This is a genomic window from Cupriavidus sp. (assembly GCF_057315035.1).
Genome location: NZ_DBHKYV010000003.1, coordinates 184,242 through 205,397 on the forward strand (window position 1 = coordinate 184,242; position 21,156 = coordinate 205,397).

General features: G+C 63.1%; 24 protein-coding genes. 19 read left to right on the forward strand and 5 right to left on the reverse strand.

Going from position 1 to position 21,156, the window contains the following annotated elements:
* Positions 1-23 precede the first annotated feature (23 nt).
* Positions 24-440 carry a VOC family protein gene (locus ACO550_RS07325; protein WP_315591510.1) on the forward strand — a complete coding sequence of 139 codons (417 nt, stop codon included), beginning with the start codon at positions 24-26 and terminating at the stop codon, positions 438-440.
* Between the two features lie 36 nt (positions 441-476).
* Here the strand turns inward: ACO550_RS07325 and ACO550_RS07330 are convergent, their stop codons facing one another.
* The 3 genes from ACO550_RS07330 to ACO550_RS07340 all read right to left on the reverse strand — a co-directional run bounded on the left by ACO550_RS07330 (position 477) and on the right by ACO550_RS07340 (position 2,719).
* Positions 477-1,598: a DUF4172 domain-containing protein gene (locus ACO550_RS07330; RefSeq protein ID WP_315591509.1), complete on the reverse strand. Its 1,122-nt coding sequence runs from the start codon at positions 1,596-1,598 to the stop codon at positions 477-479.
* Between the two features lie 157 nt (positions 1,599-1,755).
* Positions 1,756-2,073 (reverse strand): putative quinol monooxygenase, encoded by a 318-nt coding sequence (locus ACO550_RS07335; protein WP_315591508.1) that lies wholly within the window; start codon positions 2,071-2,073, stop codon positions 1,756-1,758.
* A 28-nt stretch (positions 2,074-2,101) separates the two neighbouring features.
* Positions 2,102-2,719: an NAD(P)H-dependent oxidoreductase gene (locus tag ACO550_RS07340; RefSeq protein WP_315591507.1), complete on the reverse strand. Its 618-nt coding sequence runs from the start codon at positions 2,717-2,719 to the stop codon at positions 2,102-2,104.
* A 256-nt stretch (positions 2,720-2,975) separates the two neighbouring features.
* On the opposite strand from ACO550_RS07340, the gene ACO550_RS07345 reads away from it, so the two are divergent.
* On the forward strand, positions 2,976-3,791 hold the full coding sequence (locus ACO550_RS07345) for a methyltransferase domain-containing protein (RefSeq protein WP_315591506.1): 816 nt from the start codon (positions 2,976-2,978) through the stop codon (positions 3,789-3,791).
* A 1-nt stretch (position 3,792) separates the two neighbouring features.
* On the opposite strand, the gene ACO550_RS07350 is transcribed toward ACO550_RS07345, so the two are convergent.
* Positions 3,793-5,133 carry a tetratricopeptide repeat protein gene (locus ACO550_RS07350; protein WP_315591505.1) on the reverse strand — a complete coding sequence of 447 codons (1,341 nt, stop codon included), beginning with the start codon at positions 5,131-5,133 and terminating at the stop codon, positions 3,793-3,795.
* A gap of 173 nt (positions 5,134-5,306) precedes the next feature.
* Here ACO550_RS07350 and ACO550_RS07355 point away from each other — a divergent pair, with 173 nt between their 5' ends.
* The 11 genes from ACO550_RS07355 (at position 5,307) to ACO550_RS07405 (ending at position 14,341) form a co-directional block, all read left to right on the forward strand.
* The gene (locus ACO550_RS07355) at positions 5,307-5,969 is read left to right on the forward strand and encodes a helix-turn-helix domain-containing protein (RefSeq protein ID WP_315591504.1); all 663 of its coding nucleotides are present in this window, start codon (positions 5,307-5,309) and stop codon (positions 5,967-5,969) included.
* Positions 5,970-5,983: 14 nt separating this feature from the next.
* Positions 5,984-6,529 (forward strand): DUF6036 family nucleotidyltransferase, encoded by a 546-nt coding sequence (locus ACO550_RS07360; RefSeq protein ID WP_315591503.1) that lies wholly within the window; start codon positions 5,984-5,986, stop codon positions 6,527-6,529.
* Positions 6,530-6,742: 213 nt separating this feature from the next.
* Positions 6,743-7,156, forward strand: a complete 414-nt coding sequence (locus ACO550_RS07365; protein WP_315591502.1) for a hypothetical protein — start codon at positions 6,743-6,745, stop codon at positions 7,154-7,156.
* 303 nt (positions 7,157-7,459) lie between these two features.
* A complete protein-coding gene (locus ACO550_RS07370) occupies positions 7,460-7,789 on the forward strand; it encodes a hypothetical protein (protein ID WP_315591501.1) in 330 nt (109 codons plus the stop codon).
* A 176-nt stretch (positions 7,790-7,965) separates the two neighbouring features.
* Positions 7,966-8,403, forward strand: a complete 438-nt coding sequence (locus ACO550_RS07375) for a universal stress protein (RefSeq protein WP_315591500.1) — start codon at positions 7,966-7,968, stop codon at positions 8,401-8,403.
* Positions 8,404-8,416: 13 nt separating this feature from the next.
* Positions 8,417-11,254, forward strand: a complete 2,838-nt coding sequence (locus tag ACO550_RS07380) for a monovalent cation/H+ antiporter subunit A (protein ID WP_315591665.1) — start codon at positions 8,417-8,419, stop codon at positions 11,252-11,254.
* Complete coding sequence (locus ACO550_RS07385) at positions 11,254-11,604, forward strand: Na+/H+ antiporter subunit C (protein WP_315591499.1); 351 nt, start codon at positions 11,254-11,256, stop codon at positions 11,602-11,604. Before ACO550_RS07380 ends, ACO550_RS07385 begins: the two co-directional genes overlap by 1 nt.
* Complete coding sequence (locus tag ACO550_RS07390; protein ID WP_315591498.1) at positions 11,601-13,163, forward strand: monovalent cation/H+ antiporter subunit D; 1,563 nt, start codon at positions 11,601-11,603, stop codon at positions 13,161-13,163. Before ACO550_RS07385 ends, ACO550_RS07390 begins: the two co-directional genes overlap by 4 nt.
* Before the next feature lie 3 nt (positions 13,164-13,166).
* A complete protein-coding gene (locus tag ACO550_RS07395; RefSeq protein WP_315591497.1) occupies positions 13,167-13,667 on the forward strand; it encodes a Na+/H+ antiporter subunit E in 501 nt (166 codons plus the stop codon).
* Positions 13,655-13,930: a K+/H+ antiporter subunit F gene (locus ACO550_RS07400; RefSeq protein WP_485994500.1), complete on the forward strand. Its 276-nt coding sequence runs from the start codon at positions 13,655-13,657 to the stop codon at positions 13,928-13,930. The genes ACO550_RS07395 and ACO550_RS07400 overlap by 13 nt, the downstream gene beginning before the upstream one ends.
* A 9-nt stretch (positions 13,931-13,939) precedes the next feature.
* Positions 13,940-14,341, forward strand: coding sequence for a Na+/H+ antiporter subunit G (locus ACO550_RS07405; RefSeq protein WP_315591495.1), 402 nt, complete (start codon positions 13,940-13,942; stop codon positions 14,339-14,341).
* A 7-nt stretch (positions 14,342-14,348) separates the two neighbouring features.
* Here ACO550_RS07405 and ACO550_RS07410 read toward each other — a convergent pair whose 3' ends face one another.
* The gene (locus ACO550_RS07410; protein WP_315591494.1) at positions 14,349-15,179 is read right to left on the reverse strand and encodes an IclR family transcriptional regulator domain-containing protein; all 831 of its coding nucleotides are present in this window, start codon (positions 15,177-15,179) and stop codon (positions 14,349-14,351) included.
* A 190-nt stretch (positions 15,180-15,369) separates the two neighbouring features.
* Here ACO550_RS07410 and ACO550_RS07415 point away from each other — a divergent pair, with 190 nt between their 5' ends.
* The 6 genes from ACO550_RS07415 (at position 15,370) to ACO550_RS07440 (ending at position 21,084) form a co-directional block, all read left to right on the forward strand.
* Complete coding sequence (locus tag ACO550_RS07415) at positions 15,370-16,137, forward strand: transporter substrate-binding domain-containing protein (protein ID WP_315591493.1); 768 nt, start codon at positions 15,370-15,372, stop codon at positions 16,135-16,137.
* A gap of 5 nt (positions 16,138-16,142) precedes the next feature.
* Complete coding sequence (locus tag ACO550_RS07420) at positions 16,143-16,814, forward strand: ABC transporter permease subunit (RefSeq protein WP_315591492.1); 672 nt, start codon at positions 16,143-16,145, stop codon at positions 16,812-16,814.
* The gene (locus ACO550_RS07425; protein WP_315591491.1) at positions 16,811-17,569 is read left to right on the forward strand and encodes an ATP-binding cassette domain-containing protein; all 759 of its coding nucleotides are present in this window, start codon (positions 16,811-16,813) and stop codon (positions 17,567-17,569) included. Before ACO550_RS07420 ends, ACO550_RS07425 begins: the two co-directional genes overlap by 4 nt.
* Positions 17,570-17,580: 11 nt before the next feature.
* Positions 17,581-18,873: an FAD-dependent oxidoreductase gene (locus ACO550_RS07430; protein WP_315591490.1), complete on the forward strand. Its 1,293-nt coding sequence runs from the start codon at positions 17,581-17,583 to the stop codon at positions 18,871-18,873.
* A gap of 88 nt (positions 18,874-18,961) precedes the next feature.
* A complete protein-coding gene (locus ACO550_RS07435) occupies positions 18,962-19,705 on the forward strand; it encodes a response regulator (protein ID WP_315591489.1) in 744 nt (247 codons plus the stop codon).
* Positions 19,702-21,084 carry an ATP-binding protein gene (locus ACO550_RS07440; protein ID WP_315591488.1) on the forward strand — a complete coding sequence of 461 codons (1,383 nt, stop codon included), beginning with the start codon at positions 19,702-19,704 and terminating at the stop codon, positions 21,082-21,084. Before ACO550_RS07435 ends, ACO550_RS07440 begins: the two co-directional genes overlap by 4 nt.
* Positions 21,085-21,156: the final 72 nt, after the last annotated feature.

Here is a 21,156-nt window from a genome sequence, read left to right on the forward strand (position 1 = left end):
ACTGAACCCGAGGTTTAAGCACCATGACGCAATCCGTCTTCCATCTGGCTTTCAATGTGACCAATCTCGACGAGGCGCGCGGCTTCTACGGTGGCGTGCTGGGCTGCAAAGAGGGCCGCAGCACCGATACGTGGGTCGACTTCGACTTCTTCGGCCACCAGATTTCACTGCATCTCGGCAAGCCATTCCAGACCGAGCGCACCGGCCACGTGGGTAACGCACTGGTGCCGATGCCGCATTTCGGCATCATCCTGTTGTTGCCTGAATGGCGCGCACTGGCCGACCGTCTGACAGCAGCCAGCACCGAATTCGTACTGGCGCCGCAGGTGCGTTTCGAAGGGGAACCGGGCGAGCAATGGACGATGTTCTTCACCGACCCGTTCGGCAACCCGGTTGAAGTGAAAGGCTTCAAGAGCTGGGAAGCGGTGTACGCGCATTGACGGATCAAAGGATCGAAGGTGGCAGACTGCGGAGAGCTATGGCAAGTCGTTCAGTTCGTAGCTGGTACTGCGCCCGCTGCCGTCCGCTTTTCGCAGCACGCCGCGCGAGATCAGATCGTTGATATCGCGCAATGCCGTATCCGCGGAGCATTTGGCGATCGCAGCCCACTTGCTGGTGGTCAGCTTGCCGTTGAAGCCATCGAGCATCCGGTTGAGCAGTTTCACTTGCCGTTCATTGAACGGCGTCATGGCCCAGTGCTGCCAGAAGCGCGCCTTGGCCAGCACGGCATCGAGCGACACCTGTGCGTGGTCGATGGCGCGATGGAGGGCGTCGAGGAACCATGCCAGCCATTCCGTAACATCCATCGACCGCTTCTGGGTTCGTTCCAGGATGTCATAGTAGGCCTTGCGTTCGCTTTGAATCTGCGCCGACAGGCTGTAAAAGCGCTGCGGACTGCGATCCGCGCGGGCCAACAAGAGATCGCCGATGGCTCGCGCAATACGGCCGTTGCCATCATCGAACGGATGTAGCGTGACAAACCAGAGATGACCAAGTGCGGCCCGGATCAATGGTGGATCCTTGGGCGAGCCGTTGATCCACGCAATGAGCCTGACGGTTTCGGCCTCCAGGCGGTCTGCGGGCGGCGCCTCGAAATGGACGCGCTGTCGACCGAAAGGGCCGGAGATGACTTGCATGGGTCCGCTGGCGTCATCGCGCCAGCTACCTATGCTGATTCTGGATAAGCCGGAGTACCCGGTGGGGAACAACGCGGCGTGCCAGCCGAACAGGCGCTCCCTGGTAACGGATGCCTCGCTGTTGAGCGTCGCGTCGAGCACCATCTCCACTACGCCTTCGACGTGACGATCCACCGGCGCCAACGCACCGATGTCGACGCCGAGGCGACGCGCAATCGACGAGCGGACCGATGCGACATCGAGTTGTTCGCCTTCGATTTCGCTGGTCCTGACCACGTCGTCGGTCAATGCCGCCAGGCTGGCCTCATCGCGTAATCCCATGCCGACATCCGCCAGCCGCCCCAGCAAAAGCCCTTGGGCTTGACTCACACTTGCCATCTGCCCGGCCAGGGCGGCGAGGTCGAAACGCCAATCGGGCCAGTCGTTGGCCTGCCAGATATAGGTGTAATCTCCGCTATTCATGCGGAGATTGTGGCCCATATTCTCCGCATGGGCAAATTATTCACCGCAAAATTTGCGGTGAATATCATCGTTTTTCGCCGCACGCCGATATAAAGTGATTTAAAGAACATTTTTTAGCGAATGACGGTAGACGGCGGTGCGCCCTGTGTGCATCGCATCACTTCAGGTAGGTGCGGATGGGCGCAGTCAGCAGTTCGATGGTCCGCTCCTGCTTGAGCAGCGCGGGAAGCACCGCTTCATATTCCTGCCGATAGGGCTTGCCGAGATGGTGCATGCGGAAGTATTCCCAACTGCAGCCCCACGTTTCATATACCAGCAAGGTATCCGGGTCTTCGGCGGAGCGATGCAGGTATGTGTTGATGAAATCGGGCTCGTCGGCCATGGTGTCCAGCACCTTCAGCAGTTGCGTTTCGAGTGTTGCCCGATGTTCCGGCTTGCCGGGCAAGCGCACGATAAACGTGATGACTTCGCTCATTTCTGTCTCCAATCGCGATGTAGGTGGTTCAGGCCGCAAGCTTCAGCTCGGCCAGTGCGGCGCGGCCTGCCTGCAGTTCACGTGCGACCTGCGCCACGCGTGCGCCAAGGTGCTCGGCGGTACGCAAGTCCGCGGGAGGGGGTGCGACCTCGGCACTGGCATCGGCATCCGACTGCGCTGCGGCGCCGATAAAGAACCCATGCCGATTGAGACTGTCCTCGGTGGATTGGGAATTGTTGTGTCCAGGCGGCAAGCCGAGGTTCACCCAGTGCATGCCATGCTGGGCCGCGAAGATCGACATCTGTTGCAGCGTGGCGAGCTTGTCGCCCGAACGCGAGGCGGCATTGGTAAAGCCGGCCGCTACCTTGTTGGCCCACAGGCCGCCCTTGGCGAACACGGTGCGCGAGGTGGCATCCATAAAGCCTTTGAACTGGGCCGAGGCGCTGCCCATGTAGGTGGGCGCGCCGAAGATGATGGCATCGACGTTTTCAAGCGTGTCCCAGTGCTGATCGATCTCGTCGACACTGATCAGCAGGCTGCTGGCGCCCGCAACGCCTGCAGCGCCGCGTGCCACGGCTTGTGCCTGCCGTGCCGTATGGCCATAGCCGCTGTGGAAGACAACTGCAACTTTGACTTGGGTGTTCATGATGTGGGCTTCAACTGTGAGGGGAAGGTGAAGCCAGTATGGTTTGCGTGATCTGTTCCCGGTAGATGCAGATCGGGAGAAGGATCTTCAACCGTTGGTTGAATGCGGGAGTGCTGCTCCCAATGTGAGGTCAATGTGCGGTTCCTTGGCCATGGCCGACATTGATCCGCCCGGACCCATGGTCTACAAAACCTGAACCCGGGGACGATGGCGCGTTTTCAGTGCTTGCTGCATACAACAATCGAAGGGGCTGCTGATGAATCCGAACAAGGCATTGTGGGAGAAGGGCGATTTCACACGCCTGGCCGCGACCATGCGCGAAAGCGGTGATCAACTGGTGGAAAGCCTGGGCATTACCAAGGGCATGAAAGTGCTCGACCTGGGCTGCGGGGATGGCACAACCGCATTGCCGGAAGCCAAACGTGGGGCCGAGGTCCTGGGGGTCGATATCGCCAGCAATCTGGTAGCGGCCGGCAACCGCCGGGCACAGGAAGCGGGGCTCACCAATATCCGTTTCCAGGAGGGCGATGCCTGCGCGTTGACGGATCTGCCGGACCAGGCTTTCGATCTGGTCGTGAGCATCTTTGGCGCCATGTTCGCGCCGAAGCCGGTCGAGGTTGCCAAGGAAATGGTGCGCGTGACCCGGCCCGGTGGCCGGATCGTGATGGGCAACTGGATCCCCAATGATCCAACGCTGGTCGCCCAGGTGCTCAAGATCAGTGCATCCTATTCGCCGCCGCCCCCGGAAGGCTTTATCAGCCCTGTGCTGTGGGGCAACGAGGCTGCCGTGATTGAACGCTTTGGCGCGGCCGGCGTACCGTCGGACAACATCGTATTCACCAGGGAAACCTATTTCTTCAATTTCGCGGCATCGCCGTCAGCGCTGCTCAGCGTGTTTCGCAACTATTACGGTCCGACCATGAACGCCTTTGCCGCAGCCGAGGCCAACGGTCGTACCGACGACCTGCAGCGCGAACTGGAAGCGCTGTTCCAGGCGCAAAACCAGAGCGGGAATCCCAATACCACGCGCATTCCCGCAACGTTCCTGCGCGTGACCGTGACGCGGCCCTGAGCTAGTGCATGGCCGGGGTGCGGCAGGCATCGGCCCGCCGCACCAGCGTTTGCAGGCCAGCGGTCATCGGCTTCAGCGCGGCGCGTTCGGCCGTCAGCGCGCTGGCAAGGTTGGCGCGGCCGGCCCGTAGCGCGGCTTCGATCAACGTCAGGCCAATCACATCGCGCTGCGCATGACTGCCGCCAAAGCGGTGTGCAATCACGCGTACCGGCATTAGCAGGTCGATGGTGGTGTCGTAGTCGGCCCGGTCGAACGCGATCAACGCGTCGGCCACCGGCAGGCCAACATCGCGCGACATCATGGCATTGGTGCCCTCGCCCTGCGCCGCGTGCAGCAACGCCGCGCGCAGTTCGGCGGCAGCTTCCCCGCGACCCGCGCCAAGGCTGGCCATGATGGCGTGGACATCGTTGAACGCGTAGTAGCCGGTTGCGGCCCGCCCCAGCCAGTCGTCGGCAACTGGCTGCCAGCGCGCGCCAACGTCGACGCCGCGCAGGTGCAGGCGCCAGAGCAGTGCCGAGGCGTCGACGAGGTCCAGTGCAATGGCTGGAGCAGGGCGGCTGACGTGACTGTCGTAAAGGGCCAGCACATCGTCGACCTGGTCTGCTTCGAGCTGGAACAATGCCAGGTGCCACCAGTTGTGCACCGCGAGCATATTGTCTTCGGACCAGTCGGCACGCCGGCCGTCGAGCCAAGCGATGCCGTCGGCCAGGCGACCTTGCATCTCCATTACGTGCGCGGCAGCGTGGATCGCCCATGGATCGCGCGGATCGAGATCGAGCGCCTGCCGTGCGCTGACTTCGGCGCGCTCATACATCTGCATTTCTTCCAGGCCAAACGCATGCATGCCCAGCAGATAGCCATATCCCGGCACGTGCGCATCCCAGTGCGGCAGCACCTGTGCGATGCGGTCACGCAGCATCGATGACTGGCCCAGCAGGAAGTCGCCGAGGTGCGTGACCTGGATGGCCAGCAAATCGCGCGGATAGTCGATCACGATATCGCCGTACAGGCCGATTGCGCGGTCGAACCGGCGGTCCAGCCACGCACGTGCGGCTGCGATATGGCGCCGTTCGCGATCGTTCGCGTGGGCATGCAGCGCCTCGCCAGCTTCCACGCTCTGGCGCAGCATCGGTTCCGCAGTGCCGTCGCCGGAGGTAACCATCAGGCCAGCGCGCAACGCATGGCCCATCGCAAAGTCGGGGTCGGCTTCCAGCGCCGCGTCGATGGCGGCCAGCGGGTCGCCGTAGTAACCGTTCAGCAGGTGTAGCGCCGCCTCGTACTGATCAATGGAACGCGCGTGCGGCGTCGACACTGCAAGCCCGAGTGAATCCGTCCGTGCCATGGCGTTCTCCGTTGTTTCCAAATCGTCAGGGACAGCAATCATCGTAGGCCGCAATCCGGGAAACGCCACGGACACCAGTCCCGGGTGGAGCAGGGTTGCGGGACCGGGGGTGCGGCGTTCATGTGTTCAGTAAACTGGACAAAATGGCGGGTTTTGCCTAATCTGTGGGACATATGCAAGCGTCCCCAAGTCTCTCTCCTGTCCTGGAACGCCAGTTACTTTTGCAACTGGGCGATCGCATCAAGCGCCTGCGCAAGGCGCAAGGGCTTAGCACAGTCGAAATGGCCAAACGGGTGGGTATATCGAGAACCACGCTTAACTCAGTGGAGGCGGGCGACTCGACCCCCACGATTGGCACGTACCTGCGCGTGATGTCTGTACTGGGCGTTGCGGGTGACTTTGCCCTGCTGGTGAGCGATACCTTCCAACCTCCGCCCGCGAATAGCGCGTCCGCGAATTCGCGACGCGCGCGACCGCAGGTTCAAGTGCTGGTCAGTTCTGATTCCGAGCGGCACCAGGCTCAAGACCTGCTGAGCCTGGCACTTCACAAGGAAGCAGTTCGGTTGATTCAAGCCAATCCCGAACTGCTGGTGCGCGCGCAAAATACGCTCAAGCGTTGGCGCGCCAATGGCCCGTCACGCTCCGAATCCCTCTGGGCAGAGTGGGACGAAATCCTTACGCATAGCCGTTGGCGCAAAGCCCTGGGTCGGACCCGGCGCGCTCAGGAGCTTCGACAAGCCTCTCCTCTGCCCACCGTGTTGCCGGAGGAGGTCAGGCTCGAGGTGCTTGCCCAAGTCCAGGCGCTCAAGAAGGGGGTCGTAATAGGGGACATCTAAGGAGAACGTCCGGAATGCGACGCGAGGACCTGGAGCACATCATTCGTGCAGCCGGAGAGATTACGGACGAATATGAGTTCGTGATTGTGGGCAGTCAGTCCATTCTTGGGGGGCGCCCTTATCCACCTGCGGTCTTCACCGTTTCCTCTGAGGCCGACATCTATCCCCTCAATGCGCACCAAAAAGCGGATCACATCGACGCAGCGATCGGTGAGGGATCCCGTTTTCATGATACTCACGGCTACTACGCGCAAGGGGTTGGGCCGGAAACGGCGTGTCTGCCGACTGGCTGGTTGAATCGCGTGGAACGCATTCAGAACTCGGGCACAAACGGGCGAGTTGGCTATTGTCTGGGGGCGCTTGATCTTTTCATGGCCAAAGCGGTCGCCAATCGGGACAAGGACCGCGACTTCGACGTGGCGCTTCTCGTGCACGGCTATGTGAAGCCGGATGAAGCGATTGCACTGGTCGACGAGATGCCGATTGACGACGCGTCGAAAGGGCGCCTTCGTGCACGGATCAAGCGCTGGATCAAGGTGGCAGAGGTTCAACAAGCCTAGCTTGGCCGCGATGCTCGTCCACTCGCCTCGTGCATGAGAGCCCATGTGAACCCAGTTGGAGAGGCCCTGTCCGCACCCGCGCGCGTAAATACCGCGCATGGAAGTGGGCCGCAAGGCTCGTAAATGTCAGTTGCAAAATGGAACAGAATGTCAGGTGCCTCGACGTTACAGTGGCTTTTCCCAAGCCTGTAGGCGTTTTACGGAGGTACACGAATGAAGCAACATCTGGCGAAATCCCTGTTGATGGCTGGCGCGATGATCGCGTCCTACCCGCTGCTTGCGCAGCAGGCCCAGCCGGTTCAGCAGGTCCAGCCGATGCCAGCCACGCAACCGCTGTCCACCGCACAACCGACGCAGTCGGTCCAGTCCGCTCCGGCGTATCAGGCCGCGCCGGCCACCGTGGCGCAGCAACCCGCCGCCGCCAACCCTTACGCGCAGGGCTCGATGGAGTCGGTGCAGATGGGTGTGCCACCCGGCCCTGGTGCCGCAACGGCTGCTCCGGCACCAGGTGTCACGGCAATGGCGCCCCCGCCGGGCGCAGCAGTGGATCCCGCCAGCATGACGCTGGCGCCCGATGCGCTGGGCACACGCCTGGGCCGTCGCAATCCCTATCTTGACGGCGCCTGAACGGTTGCAAGTTTTGCAACGTTCGCCAGCCACGACCATGACGCCCCGCGGGGCGTTTTTGTTTTTGAGGTCCTGAACCAGTTTGGGGCAGGGGCTGCTCTCGCCTTGCAATGCTGGCCCGCAAGCGATGAAGGTGCCGCCAATTTTTACAAGGCTGGCGCGAAAAGATTACCGCGCGCGTATCCAGCTACTACAGTTACTCATGGCCCGGTGCCTGATGAGGCGCGGGCATGGTCATTGCGAAAATTGGCCAACCGTCATCGGGGCCGCATCCATGTGTTCCCGGTGCCTGAGAACTTCATCATGAAAGAGCTAGCCTTTCGCACCCTGCTGTATCGCTACTTCTTCTTCGACTGGCTGTTCAAGGACGCTAGCCGCGGCGACCTGATGGCGCGCGCAGCCGCGTGGCGATTCAACCAGTCGCGCGCACACTGGCTGCCGACCTATATGCGGCGCTGGCTCTGGTGCGGGCTGCTGTTCTACGGACTGGGCGGGGCCGTTGAAATCCTGATGCGCTCGCCAGGGCTATCGGCCATCTTCTATGTGCCCGGCGCATTGAGCGTGCCCATCAATATCGTAATCGTCGTGTCGTGGATCGGGCTCAAGGCCTGCCCCGGCCCGTTGCGGATGTAGCGGGGCCTTGCCGCGTTTCCTTAAGTTATTTCCGAAAATACTAACTGGCTCTTTAGTCACTGCTGCGGCAGAATGGCGATGATGGGTCGGCACAGCCGTGCCGCCAGGCCCTTGTCATGTGTTTCCGTCCGTTTTCATGATCCCGCACAGGCGGGATGACACGCGAAGGAGTTCCGATGACGATCGCCGTACTTGCCACCGATGGCTCGTCGAGCAGCGTTGCCGCAGCGCGCCGCATGCTCGATCCCGGCGTGCTGGCCGCGCCGCTGTCGGTCCATCTGGTTCATGTGACCCCCGAAATCACGGGGCGCCCGCGTGCCTGGTTCTCGAAGGATGTACTGGACCAATGGCTCGACGAGTCGGCCGCGCAGGCGTTCGGTGAAATCCTGCCGATTTTCCTGGCCGCAGGCATTCCCGTGACCGAGCATCGCCGCTATGGCGAACCTGCCAGCGAAATCTGTGAAGTTGCGAAAGCGGTGCAGGCCAATCTGATTGTGATGGGCACGCACGGCCGCGGCGCGTTCTTCGCGGCGGTGATGGGCTCAGTGGCATCGCACGTGGTGGCCACGGCGCGCACGCCGGTGCTGCTGGTGCCGCGCAATGCCGGCGGATGACGGGGGGCCGCGCATGCTGATGCTCGCGCTGGTAATCCTGCCATTTGCCAGCGCGGTGCTGGTGCAACTGTGCAAGCGCGCGGGCAGCACCGTGGCATTTGCGATCGCCGCCGCCAATGCGTTGGCGGTACTGGGCTTGCTGACACTCGGCTGGCCGGCGGTTTCGGCCGGCACGGTACTCGCATGGCGCTACGACTGGCTCGCGTCGATCGGGTTGAACCTGACCCTGCGGCTCGATGGCCTGGCCTTTACGTTCGCGTTGCTAATTGCGGGTATCGGGCTGCTGGTCATCATCTACGCACGCTATTACCTGCCGCGCGTGGCGTCGACCGTGCGTTTCTTCACGCTGCTGCAGCTGTTCATGGGCGCCATGCTCGGCGTGGTCCTGTCGGGCAACCTGTTGCTGATGCTGGTGTTCTGGGAAATGACCAGCATCGTGTCATTCCTGCTGATCGGCTTTTGGTCGTATCGCGCCGATGCACGCAAGGGCGCCCGCATGGCGCTGACCATCACGGGGGCAGGGGGACTTGCCTTGCTTGCCGCGGTGCTGCTGCTGGGCCATATCTGCGGCAGTCTGGAACTTGCCGATGTGCTGGCGCAGAGCGGAGCGGTGCAGCGGCATCCGTTGTATCCGGTGATGCTGTGCCTGGTACTGCTTGGTGCGTTCACCAAGTCGGCGCAGTTTCCGTTCTTCTTCTGGCTGCCGCACGCAATGTCGGCACCGACGCCGGTTTCGGCGTACCTGCACTCGGCCACCATGGTCAAGGCCGGCGTGTTCCTGCTGGCGCGACTCTACCCGGTGCTCGACGGTACCAACTGGTGGTTCTACCTGGTCAGCCTGTCGGGCCTGATCACACTCGTGGGTGGCGCGGCCATGGCGTTGCTGCAGCGCGATCTCAAGGGGCTGCTGGCGTATTCGACGATCAGCCACCTGGGCCTGATCACATTGCTGTTCGGACTCGATACGCAATTGAGCACCGTGGCGGCGCTATTCCATATCATCAACCACGCAGTGTTCAAGGCGTCGCTGTTCATGGCCGCGGGCATCATCGACCATGAAACCGGCACGCGCGACCTCACACGGCTGCATGGCCTGTGGCGCTATATGCCGCATACGGGTGCACTGGCCATCGTGGCATCGCTGTCGATGGCCGGCGTGCCGTTGCTGAACGGGTTTCTGAGCAAGGAGATGTTTTTCGGCGAAACCCTTGCGCAGGGCCTGTTTGGTCATTTCAACTGGATTGTTCCGGCCGCGGCCACGCTGGCGGGGGCGCTCAGCGTGGCCTATTCGTTGCGCTTCATCTATGGCGTGTTCTTCGATGGCGCACCCGGTGACCTACCCAATTACCCGCCACACGAGCCACCAAGACTGATGAAGTTCCCGGTCGAGATCCTGGTGGTGATTTGCCTGGTGGTGGGGCTGTTCCCGAATATCACGGTCGGCGCCTTGCTCGACATCACGGCGCGTGCCACCTTGGGCGCGCCGCCGCCCGAGTACAGCCTGAGCCTGTGGCATGGCATCAACCTGCCGCTGGTGATGAGCGCGATCTCGATGGTGGCGGGTGGATTGCTGTTCTATTTCCGGCGCGAGGCGTTTCATCGTAATCACGACCTGCTGGCCAGGTTCAACGCGCGCGATCGCTTTGAAGATGTCATGCATGCACTGGCCTGGCTGGCCCGCCGTATTACGCTGGCGCTGGAGAACGGCGCGCTGCAGCGCTACGTGGCGTGGCTGGTCGCCGCAATGGTATTGCTGCCAGCCTGGTATCTGCTCGGCGCGGGTGCAGTACCGGTGTCCGAAGCGTTTCATGGCTTGCGTGGTTCGCTGACGCTGACACCGCTCGATGCAATGACCGGCGCCGGCCTGGGCATCCTGTCGCTGGGTGCGGTCATGGTCGTAGTGAGCCGGCGCCATCGCGTGGCGGCACTGGCGCAATTGAGCACCTGCGGCCTGATGGTGGCGTTGCTGTTCACGCGGTTTTCTGCGCCGGATCTTGCGCTGACCCAGGTGTCGGTGGAAGTGGTGACCATCCTGCTGCTGGTGCTTGCGCTGTACTTCTTGCCCAAGGATGCCGGCGAGCGTGCCGGCCCTGGCCGATGGGCGCGCGACGCCGTGCTGGCCCTGGCCGGCGGCGCGCTGGCGGCGGCCGCGGCCTTTGCGGTGATGACGCGTCCGCATGACTCGATTGGCGAGTACTTCGTCAGGAACAGCGTAAGCGGCGGGGGTGGGCACAATATCGTCAACGTGATCCTGGTCGACTTCCGCGGCTTCGATACCTTCGGTGAAATCTGCGTGCTGCTGGTAGCGGGCCTTGGGGTGCAGGCGATGCTCAAGGGTTTGCGGCTGGCGGCACCCGACGTGGATCCGAATGGTGCGCCATGGGCCGGGCAGAGTCATCCGCTACTGCTGTCGATCCTGGCGCGGCTGATGTTACCGCTGACGCTGCTGGTGGCGGTGTTCATCCTGCTGCGCGGCCATAACCTGCCCGGTGGCGGCTTTATCGCCGCGCTGGTGACGTCGATTGCATTGCTGTTGCAATACGTGGCCAGCGGCGTGTTGTGGACCGAAGCGCGGATCACGCTCAACTATCGCGTGCTGGCGGGTGCCGGCATTGTGGTGGCGGGACTGACCGGCCTTGGCAGTTGGGTGTTCGGCTATCCTTTCCTGACCACGGCGTTCGGGCATTTCCATTTGCCGGTGATCGGCGAGATCGAACTGGCCACGGCGATGGTGTTCGACCTTGGCGTGTATTTCACGGTGGTCGGCACCACGCTGCTGATCGTGTCTCACCTGGGGGTGCGCGACAAGCGCATCGGTGCGCGCCTGTCGGCGCCAGAGGAAGGTCGCTGATGGAAGCCGTGTTCGCCATCACCGTTGGCATCCTGACCGCATGCGGGATCTTCCTGCTGCTGCGCGCCCGCACGTTTACCGTGGTGCTTGGCCTGACGCTGCTGTCCTACGCGGTATCGCTGTTCCTGTTGTCGATGGGCCGGCTGGCAACCGGCCGGCCACCGGTGATTGCCGCGGGCGCCAGCTATGCCGATCCGGTACCGCAGGCGCTGGTGCTGACGGCCATCGTGATCAGCTTTGCCATGACTGCGTTTGCAATCGTGCTCTCGCTGCGCTCGCTCGGCCTGTCGGGCAGCGACCATGTCAATGGCACGGAGCCCGACGCCGGCAACGCGCGGGAGCGCACATGACGGCGGCGCACCTGCTGTTGTTGCCCGTGCTGGTGCCGATGTTTGCCGGCGCGTTGCTGGCCATGGCGCCCGCGCGCTGGCAACGTCGCCAGCGCAGCCTGTCGGTTGCCGCGAGCCTGGCGTTGCTGCCGCTGGCCATCGTCTTGATGAACATGGCGGACAGCGGTGCGATCCCGGTGGTGGCCATGGGTAACTGGCCGGCACCGTTTGGCATCGTATTGCAACTGGACCGGCTCAGCGCGTTGATGTTGACGCTGACGGCGGTGCTGGCGGTGGCCACGTCGATCTACGCCGCCTGTGGTGACGCCCGCCTTGGTCGTCATTTCGATGCGCTGTTCCAGTTCCAGTTGATGGGTTTGAACGGCGCGTTCCTGACGGGCGATCTGTTCAACCTGTTCGTGTTCTTCGAGATCCTGCTGATCGCATCGTACGCATTGCTGGTGCATGGAGGCGGCCCCCGGCGCATCGTGCCTGGCCTGCACTATGTGCTGATCAACCTGGCCGGATCCAGCTTCTTCCTGATAGCGATCGGCATCCTGTATGGCGTGACCGGCACGCTCAATATGGCCGACCTTGGCCTCAGGCTGGGCAGCATCGATGCCGGTTCCGCAAGCCTGGTCGCGGCGGCGGGCACCATGCTGCAACTGGTATTCCTGCTCAAGGCCGCGGCCTTCCCGCTGTATTTCTGGCTGCCGCGCGCCTACGCCGGCGCCTCGGGCGCGGTGGCCGCGCTGTTCGCGATCATGACCAAGGTGGGCATCTACGCGATCCTGCGCACCCAGTCGCTGATCTTTGGTCTCGATGCCGGACCGCTGGCTGGCTTCATGCACGACGTACTGTGGTGGATGGCGCTGGCAACCATGGCGGTGGGCGCCATCGGCGCGCTTGCTGCCCGCGAGGTGCGGATGCTGACGGCCTATCTGGTGTTGACGTCGGTTGGCCTGCTGCTGGCTGGAACCAGCATGCAGACGGCGCCGGCGTGGGCAGCGGCGCTCTACTACCTGCAAAGCACCACGCTATGCACGGCCGCGTTGTTCCTGCTCGCGGAATCGCTGGATGCCCATGGCGATGCCGCGGCAGCGCCAGCGACAGTGCCAGAACCGGACGATGACGACGGCACGAAGCGACGCAGGGGCATGCGGCTGGAAGGCGCACTGTTCATGGTCGCCGCGGTGGCGGCGGCAGGCTTGCCGCCATTGTCGGGTTTTCTCGGCAAGGCCATGCTGTTGCATGCCACGGTGGGGCCGCTGGCGCCGGTGCTATGGCCCGCAATCCTGCTGTCGAGCCTGATGCTGCTGGTCGCGGTCAGCCGTACCGGGAGCCGGCAGGTATGGAGCGCCCCGCATGTGTACCACGGCCTGCGCTCGCCGGCGCGGCGCGTGGTATTGCGCCGATGGAAACTGTCGTGCGCCACGCTGCTGCTGACCGGCAATGTCGCGTTGGTGGTGTTTGCGCAGCCGATGGAGCGCTACCTGGATGCCACGGTCAGCCAGTTGTTCGATGCCGCGGCCTACCAGCGTGCGGTACTGGGCGAGGCGCATGCGGGCGAGGGGGGCTGAGCCATGCTGAAACGGCTTTTCCCGCATCCGTGGTTGAGCCTGGTCCTGCTGGGCATCTGGCTGCTGCTGGTCAACGAGGTATCGGCCGGCCAGTTGTTGTTGGGAGCATTGCTGGGCTGGGTCATTGCGTTGATGATCGGCCAGCGGCTGTGGCTCCGGCCGATGGCGCTGCGTCGTCCCGACCTGATGGTGCGGCTTGCCGGCCGCGTGCTGTTCGATATCGTGCAGGCCAACCTGGAAGTGGCCGCGCTGGTGCTGGGCCCGGTGCGCCGCATGCAACCGGCGTTTATCCAGGTACCGCTCGACCTGGAACATGAGATGGCGTTGACGGCGTTGATCAGCATCGTGTCGCTGAGCCCCGGTACGCTGTGCGCCGAGCTGAGCGACGATCGCCGCATGCTGCTGATTCACGTGCTGCACCTGCAGGACGAGGCGGCGCTGGTGGGCACGATCAAGTCGCGCTATGAAGCCCCGCTGAAGGAGATATTCCTATGCTTGCCGTAGTGATACCGGTGGCCCTGGCCATGCAGGGCCTGGCAGTCCTGCTGACGCTGGCGCGCCTGCTGCGTGGGCCGAGCCTGTCGGACCGCATCATTGCGCTCGATACCTTGAGCATCAATGCGATTGCGCTGCTGGTGCTGTATGGCATGGTGATCGACTCGACGCTGTTCTTCGAGATCGCGCTGCTGATTGCCGTCACGGCGTTTATCGGCACGGTTGCGCTGACCAAGTACCTGCAGCGCGGCGACATCATCGAACTGAGGTAGAGGCACGCCATGCACCCCGTAGCGGATTTGATCGTCTGCGCGCTATTGCTGATCGGCAGCGCCTTTACGCTGATCGGCGCAATTGGGCTGGCGCGGCTGCCGGACTTCTTCATGCGCCTGCATGGCCCCACCAAATCGACCACGCTCGGCGTCGGCGGCGTGGTGCTGGCATCGGTCGTGTATTTCAGTGTCCGCGGCAACGGGCTGAGCCTGCATGAGATCCTGGTCACCGCCTTCCTGTTCCTGACGGCCCCGATCAGTGCGCACATGCTGGCCAAGGCCGCCATCCAGCAGCGGGTACCGGTAATCGACCGCACGCGCGGGCGGCCATGGTCGCCGGGGCGCAGCGTGGCCGATGCGGGCAGCGAGGCCGGCGACGATGCCGCGGACAACGATGCGGAGCGGGCTTGAGCTGTTGCTACCCCAGTGTTCGCACGGAATTGCTGATGGCGCGCGCGCATTGCAGCAGGGGCGGCCCTAACCGTTGTTCGGTATCTTCCCGGGTCCAGCGCGCCGTGGGAGCCACGACATGGATGGCGCCCAGCGGCCGGCCCTTGCCTCCCATTACCGGCGAGGCAATTGTCATGTCCCCCAGAAACAGTTCTTCGGCGTTCATCGCATAGCCGCGCAATCTGGCTTGCCGCAGTTCGGCCATGACGTCGTCGACCGATGTCAGCGTGTGCGGTGTGTGGGCGATGCGCGATGACTGCTCGATCAGCGCGCGGGCCTCGGCTTCGGGCAGGGCGCTCAGGTAGGCCCGTCCGGACGCCGTGCAATACATCGGTATGCGACTGCCAATCGGCATATGCACCGGCACGAAGTGTGCGCTGACAAAACGCGCCAGATAGACCATTTCGTCCCCATCGGGCTCAGTGAGACAACTGGTCTCAGCGGTGACCTTGGTCAGCTCGGACAGGAACGGGTTGGCCACGTCGATCAGCGGATCGGCGGCCAGGTAGTTGTAGCCCACCTTCATGACCTGCAGCGTCAACTGATAGCGCCTCGTTTGAGGATGCTTGCGCAGGTATCCCAACTGCTCGAGCGTGAAAACCATGCGCTGGGCCGAACTCTTGTTGATGCCGGCCACCTCGGCGATCTCCGCAATGGTCATCGTGCGACGCGACGCGCTGAATGCGGCCAGCACCGCCAGCCCTTTCTCCAGTGACTGGTTGAACAGCAGGCTGGTCTGCGCATTTGTTTGGGCTTGTGTTGGTGCTTCGACTGGCGTGTCGTGCTGAGATTCAGGCATCACTCGTATCCGGCAAATGTCCGTGTTCCATGGCTGTAAGAATCGCATATCGATTCTATTGATGCAACTAGTGGTTTTCGATGATTAAAAAATGATTGGCGTTCATCGATTATTGGCACACAGGTTGCGTAGGTACAAAGCCGCCCCACAAGGCGTGCCCCCAAATGACCCCTTGCCAAGGAGTGTTCGTATGTCCGTCGTCAATCGTTTCCGTCGTGCCGCACTGGTTCTGTGCCTGACTGGCACCGTTTCGTTGTGCTGGGCCCAAGGCAGTGCACCGGGTTCCTACAACGTCGGCGCTACTGCCACTGGCGTCCCGTTCACGTTCCTGGACGTCAAGACCAATACCATCCAGGGGATGATGGTCGATACGGTCACGGCGGTAGGCAAGGCCGGTGGCTTCCAGGTCAACGTGCAGCAGACCACGTTCTCGGCGCTGATCCCGTCACTGACATCGAACAAGATCGACATCATTTCCGCGGCCATGCTCAAGACCGCGGCGCGCCAGCAGGTGGTTGCGTTCAGCGACCCGGTCTATTCGTACGGCGAAGGACTGATGGTCAAGTCCGACGATGCCAAGGCCTACACCACGCTCGATGAACTGAAGGGCGAAGTGGTCGGGGCGCAGGTTGGCACGGTGTTCCTGGACATGCTCAACAAGAAGGGCATCTTCAAGGAAGTGCGCAGCTACGACTCGATTGCCGACATGTCGCGCGACCTGTCGCTGGGCCGCATCAAGGCCGGACTGGGTGACCAGCCCCTGATTGCGTATCAGATTCGCCAGAACGCGTTCCCTGGCGTCAAGCTTGTCGACAGCTACAAGTCTGTCAATGTTGGCGACGTCTGCCTGGTTGTGCGCAAGGGTGACGCCGAGACGCTGGCGCGCGTGAACAAGGCCATTGCGGCCATCAAGGCCGACGGCACGCTGGCGAAGATCGTCCAGAAGTGGGGGATGTAAGGACGATGGACGGCGCGACATTCCTTAACAACGCCAGCGAGTTCCTGCCCATCCTGCTCAAGGGCGCGGTGGTCACGGTGGAAGTCACCGTGCTGTCGTTCCTGCTCAGCAGCGTGCTGGGGTTAGGCCTGGCACTGATGAAGCTGTCGTCGATACGCGTGGTGTCGGCGACGGGTGCCACCATCATCAATGTGATTCGCGGCCTGCCGATCATCGTGCAGCTTTTCTACATCTACTTTGTGCTGCCCGATATCGGCTTGCACCTGACCGCTTTCCAGGCCGGTGTCATCGGGCTTGGCATTGCCTACTCGGCCTATCAGGCCGAGAACTTCCGGGCCGGCATCGAGGCAGTCGACCCCGGTCAGCGTGAGGCCGCCGAGGCCATGGGCATGCGCGGCGCGCTGATCCTGCGGCGGGTGATCCTGCCGCAGGCGTTCCGCATCGCGCTGCCGCCGTATGGCAACACGCTGGTCATGATGCTGAAGGACTCGTCCCTGGTGTCGACCATTACCGTGGCCGAGATGACCCGAGCCGGACAACTGATCGCATCGTCGACGTTCCAGAACATGACCGTCTATACGCTGGTGGCGCTGCTGTACCTGCTGATGAGCCTGCCGCTCGTCTACCTGTTGCGTCGCGTCGAGTTCCGCTTTGGCGCCGGAAGGAAACGACCATGATCGATATCGAGAACCTGCAGAAGCGGTTTGGCGAGCATCAGGTGCTACATGGGGTGGACCTGCATGTGGATGCGGGCGAGGTGGTCTGCCTGATCGGCCCGTCGGGATCGGGCAAGTCCACGGTGCTGCGCTGTATCAACGGGCTGGAATCGTACGAAGGCGGCGAGATTCGTGCCTTTGGCGAGCGTGTGGAGCGCAATGGCCGCGAGATCCACCGTTTGCGCAGCCGCATGGGCATGGTGTTCCAGCGCTTCAACCTGTTCCCGCACCGCACCGCGCTGGAAAACGTGATGGAGGGGCCCGTCTACGTCCGCGGCGAAAGTATCGAGGCGGCGCGTACGCGTGCCATGGGCCTGCTGGAGAAGGTGGGGCTGGCCGCCAAGGCATCTGCCTATCCCGCGCAGTTGTCAGGCGGCCAGCAGCAACGGGTGGCCATTGCGCGGGCGCTGGCGATGCAGCCCGAGGCCATGCTGTTCGACGAGCCAACCTCGGCGCTTGATCCCGAACTGGTTGGCGATGTACTCGAGGTAATGCGCAGCCTGGCGCGCGAAGGCATGACGATGATCGTCGTGACGCACGAGATGGGCTTTGCACGCGAGGTGGCGGATCGTGTCTGCTTCCTGCATGGCGGCAAGATCGTGGAGGAGGGCCCGGCTGCGCAGGTATTGGGCGCGCCGCGACAAGCGCGGACACAGGACTTCCTGCGCCGCGTCCTGCACAAGCCGGCCGAGTCCGCGGGAGACCTTGCGCGATGACGGAACACGCCATGAAAGAGACGTTGCCTCCTTCGCTGTGGGCGGCGACCGCCATCGATCCGTCGCCCACGCCGCCGCTGACCGCATCGTCCCGGGTCGATGTACTGGTGATAGGCGCCGGCTTTACCGGGCTGTCGACCGCCTTGCATCTGGCGGAACGTGGCACATCGGTTTGCGTGGTCGACAGTCATGAGCCTGGCTGGGGTGCCTCGGGGCGTAACGGGGGGCAGGTCAATCCCACGCTCAAGCATGATCCGGACGAACTGGTGCGGCTGCTGGGCGAGCAGCGCGCCGAGCCGCTGATCGAGGCCATTTCAGACTCGGCCGATCTGGTGTTTGACCTGATCGCCCGGCACGACATTCGCTGCCAACCGGTGCGCAGCGGCTGGCTGCAACTGGCCTATGCGCCAAAGGCCGTTGCGGGCATGCATGCGCGGGCCCGGCAGTGGGAACGCAGGGGCGTGCATGTGGAAACGCTTGATCGCGCTGCGGTAGCGCGACGCGTGGGCACCGAAGCGTTCGCGGGCGGGTGGCTCGATAGCCGTGCAGGGGCAATTCAACCGCTGTCGTACACGCGTGGACTGGTCCGCGCTGCCCAGCTCGCTGGCGCCGCCATACACGGTGGCAGTGCCGTCACCGCGCTGGCACCGCAAACCTCGCAGGGCATGGGCAGGTGGCAGGCAACGCTTTCCACCGGTGCGACGGTGTCGGCCGAGCACGTGGTGATTGCCACCAATGGCTACACAGGAGGCCTCTGGCCCGGTTTGCAAGGCACGCTGCTGACAGCCAACAGCTTTATCGTGGCCACGCGTCCATTGGCGTCGGCTGCCGCCGATGCGATCCTGGCGCGCGGAGAGACCGCATCGACATCGCAGCGGTTGCTGCTCTACTTTCGCAAGGATGCGGACGGGCGCCTGCTGATGGGTGGACGCGGTTTCTTTTCGGACCCGCGTGGTCCGCAGGACTTCGCCCATCTGGAGCGGTCGCTTGAACTGCTGTTCCCGCAGTTGGGGCCGCTCGAATATGCATATCGCTGGGGCGGACGCATCGCGGTGACCCGCGATTTCATGCCGCATATCCACGAACCCGCACCGGGCATCACCGTCGCGGTGGGATGCAATGGGCGGGGCATTGCGCTCTGCACAAGCTTCGGCAAACATCTTGCGGCGCGCCTGACGCAGCCGACGGAGGCTTTCCCTTATCCGGTCTCACCCATCACACCAATTCCGATGCACCAGTTGCAGCGTTTTTATATTGCAGCGGGCGTGGCGTGGTACAGCCTGCTCGACCGTATCGGACGTTGATCGGCGCCGCCCGGCCAGTCCGCGCATGGGTAAAGGCACATCTAAGGTAGAATTCGCGATAATGATTCTTATTTAGATGGGAAGTGGCATGGACGGACGTCCGAGCATTCTGTTGGTCGACGACCATCAAGCCATTCGCGAGCCGCTGTCGACATACATGCGCCGGTTCGATTTCGACGTGGAGGCGGTCGAGGACGGCAAGGCCATGCGCCGCCGACTCGATGAGCGCAGCTTCAACCTGATCTTGCTGGACGTGATGCTGCCCGGCGAGAATGGCCTGTCGCTGTGCCGCTACGTCTCCGAACATGTCGGAACGCCGGTCATCCTGCTAACCGCCGTGACCGACCAGGCCGACCGCGTTGCAGGCCTGGAGATTGGCGCGGACGACTATGTGGTCAAGCCGTTCGATCCGCGCGAACTCGTGGCGCGCATCCGCAGCGTACTGCGCCGCAGCCGTACACAGGCTCCGGCCCTGCCCGACGCGAAGCAGGGGCCGGCGCAATCCGAGTATCGCTTCCTGTTCAGTGGCTGGAGCTTCGACACCCGCACGCGCGAACTGCGTAGCCCCTTCGACGAGGACATTCCGCTCAGCACCGCTGAATACCATCTGTTGCGCGCACTGGTCGAACACCCGAATCGGGTGCTTAGCCGTAGCCAGTTAATCGACCTGACGCAGCGCAACGAGACCGTGGCGTTCGATCGCAGTATCGACAGCCAGATCAGTCGGCTGCGCAAGAAGCTCGAGGCCGATCCACGCCGCCCCAGCATGTTGAAGACCGTTCGCGGGGACGGCTACCTGCTGGCCACCAAAGTCACGGTCGAGCATTCATGAGGTGGTTTCCGCGCAGTATCACGGGGCAACTGCTGACGCTGTGGTTGTTGGCGCTGCTGGCCGCGCACATCATTGCGGTGCTGGTCATGACCTGGTGGCGCGCCGACAACGGCACCATTCACCCTTTGTCGGTGAGAACCATCGAGACCCGCATCCTGTCCGCCTACCGGGTTGCCGGGCGCACGCCCGATGCCACCGCGCTGCTCAACGATATCAGCCTGCCCGATTCCACCTTCCGGCTGTCGGCTACCTCGAGCGCAAATGCCCCGGAGATGGATGAACAGGAGCAGGTGCTGTCGCAGCGTGTGCACAAGCTGCTGGATCTGGCCGGGGACGCGCCGGTCCATGTGCATCTCTGGCAGATCGAGCCCAGCCCCACCGCCGAGCATCGCGGAAACTGGCTCGAGCGCGCGTTTGGTGCGTTTCGTGGCACGCATGCGTGGGCACTCGATATCGAGGTCAGGCTCCCCGATGGCCAGTGGCTGCGCAGCCGGCACTGGCCAACCATGCTGCCGGCCCACTGGAACCGCGTGCTGAGTTTCTCGCTGTTGGTTGGCATGCTGCCCACGGCCATCATCGCACTGCTGTTTGGCAGGCGGATCATGCGTCCGCTGCGCGTGCTGACCGAGGCATCGCGGCGCGTCAGCCGTGGTGAACGCGTCATGCTTCCACAACCCGAGGGCCCAAGCGGCGTGCGCGAGATCACGCAGGCTTTCAACGACATGCAGGAAAGCCTGATGCGTTTCGTGAACGGGCGCACCCAGATGATCGCGGCCATCGGGCACGACCTGCGCACACCGCTGACGTCGCTGCGGATCCGCTCCGAACTGATCGATGACGATGCGCTGCGCGACGCGATGGTGCAGACGCTCGACGAAATGAGCGTGATGGTGGAAGAAACGCTGCAATTCGCGCGCGACGATGCGCTGCATGAACCGACCCAGGATGTGCGCATCGGCGGCCTGGTTCACGAGGTAGTGGAAGGCCAGCGCCTGCAGGGACGGCAAGTCACGTGCACGGCATCGATTGACGACGACATGTACTATCGCTGCCGCCCGGTGCATCTGAAACGCGCGCTGACCAATATCATCGACAATGCCGCGCGCTATGGCGAAGTGTCCGTCAGGATCCTGGCTGACACCTTGCAGGGCAAGCTGCGGATCGACATCGAGGATAGTGGGCCCGGCATCGACCCCGATCATCTCGAACGCGTCTTCGAACCTTTCGCGCGCATGGACGTTGCGCGCAACAAGGACGCAGGTGGCATCGGCCTGGGTCTGGCCATCGCCCGTTCGAGCATCCGTGCGCATGGTGGCGAAGTGACGCTGCACAACCGTCCCGAAGGCGGCCTGTGCGCGGCAATTGCGCTGCCTCTCTAGCCTTCCCCGAGCCTTGGCCAGCCTGCCCCGGTCTTTCCGGGATGGCGAAGTGTGTCAGTCCCTGTCCGGCTT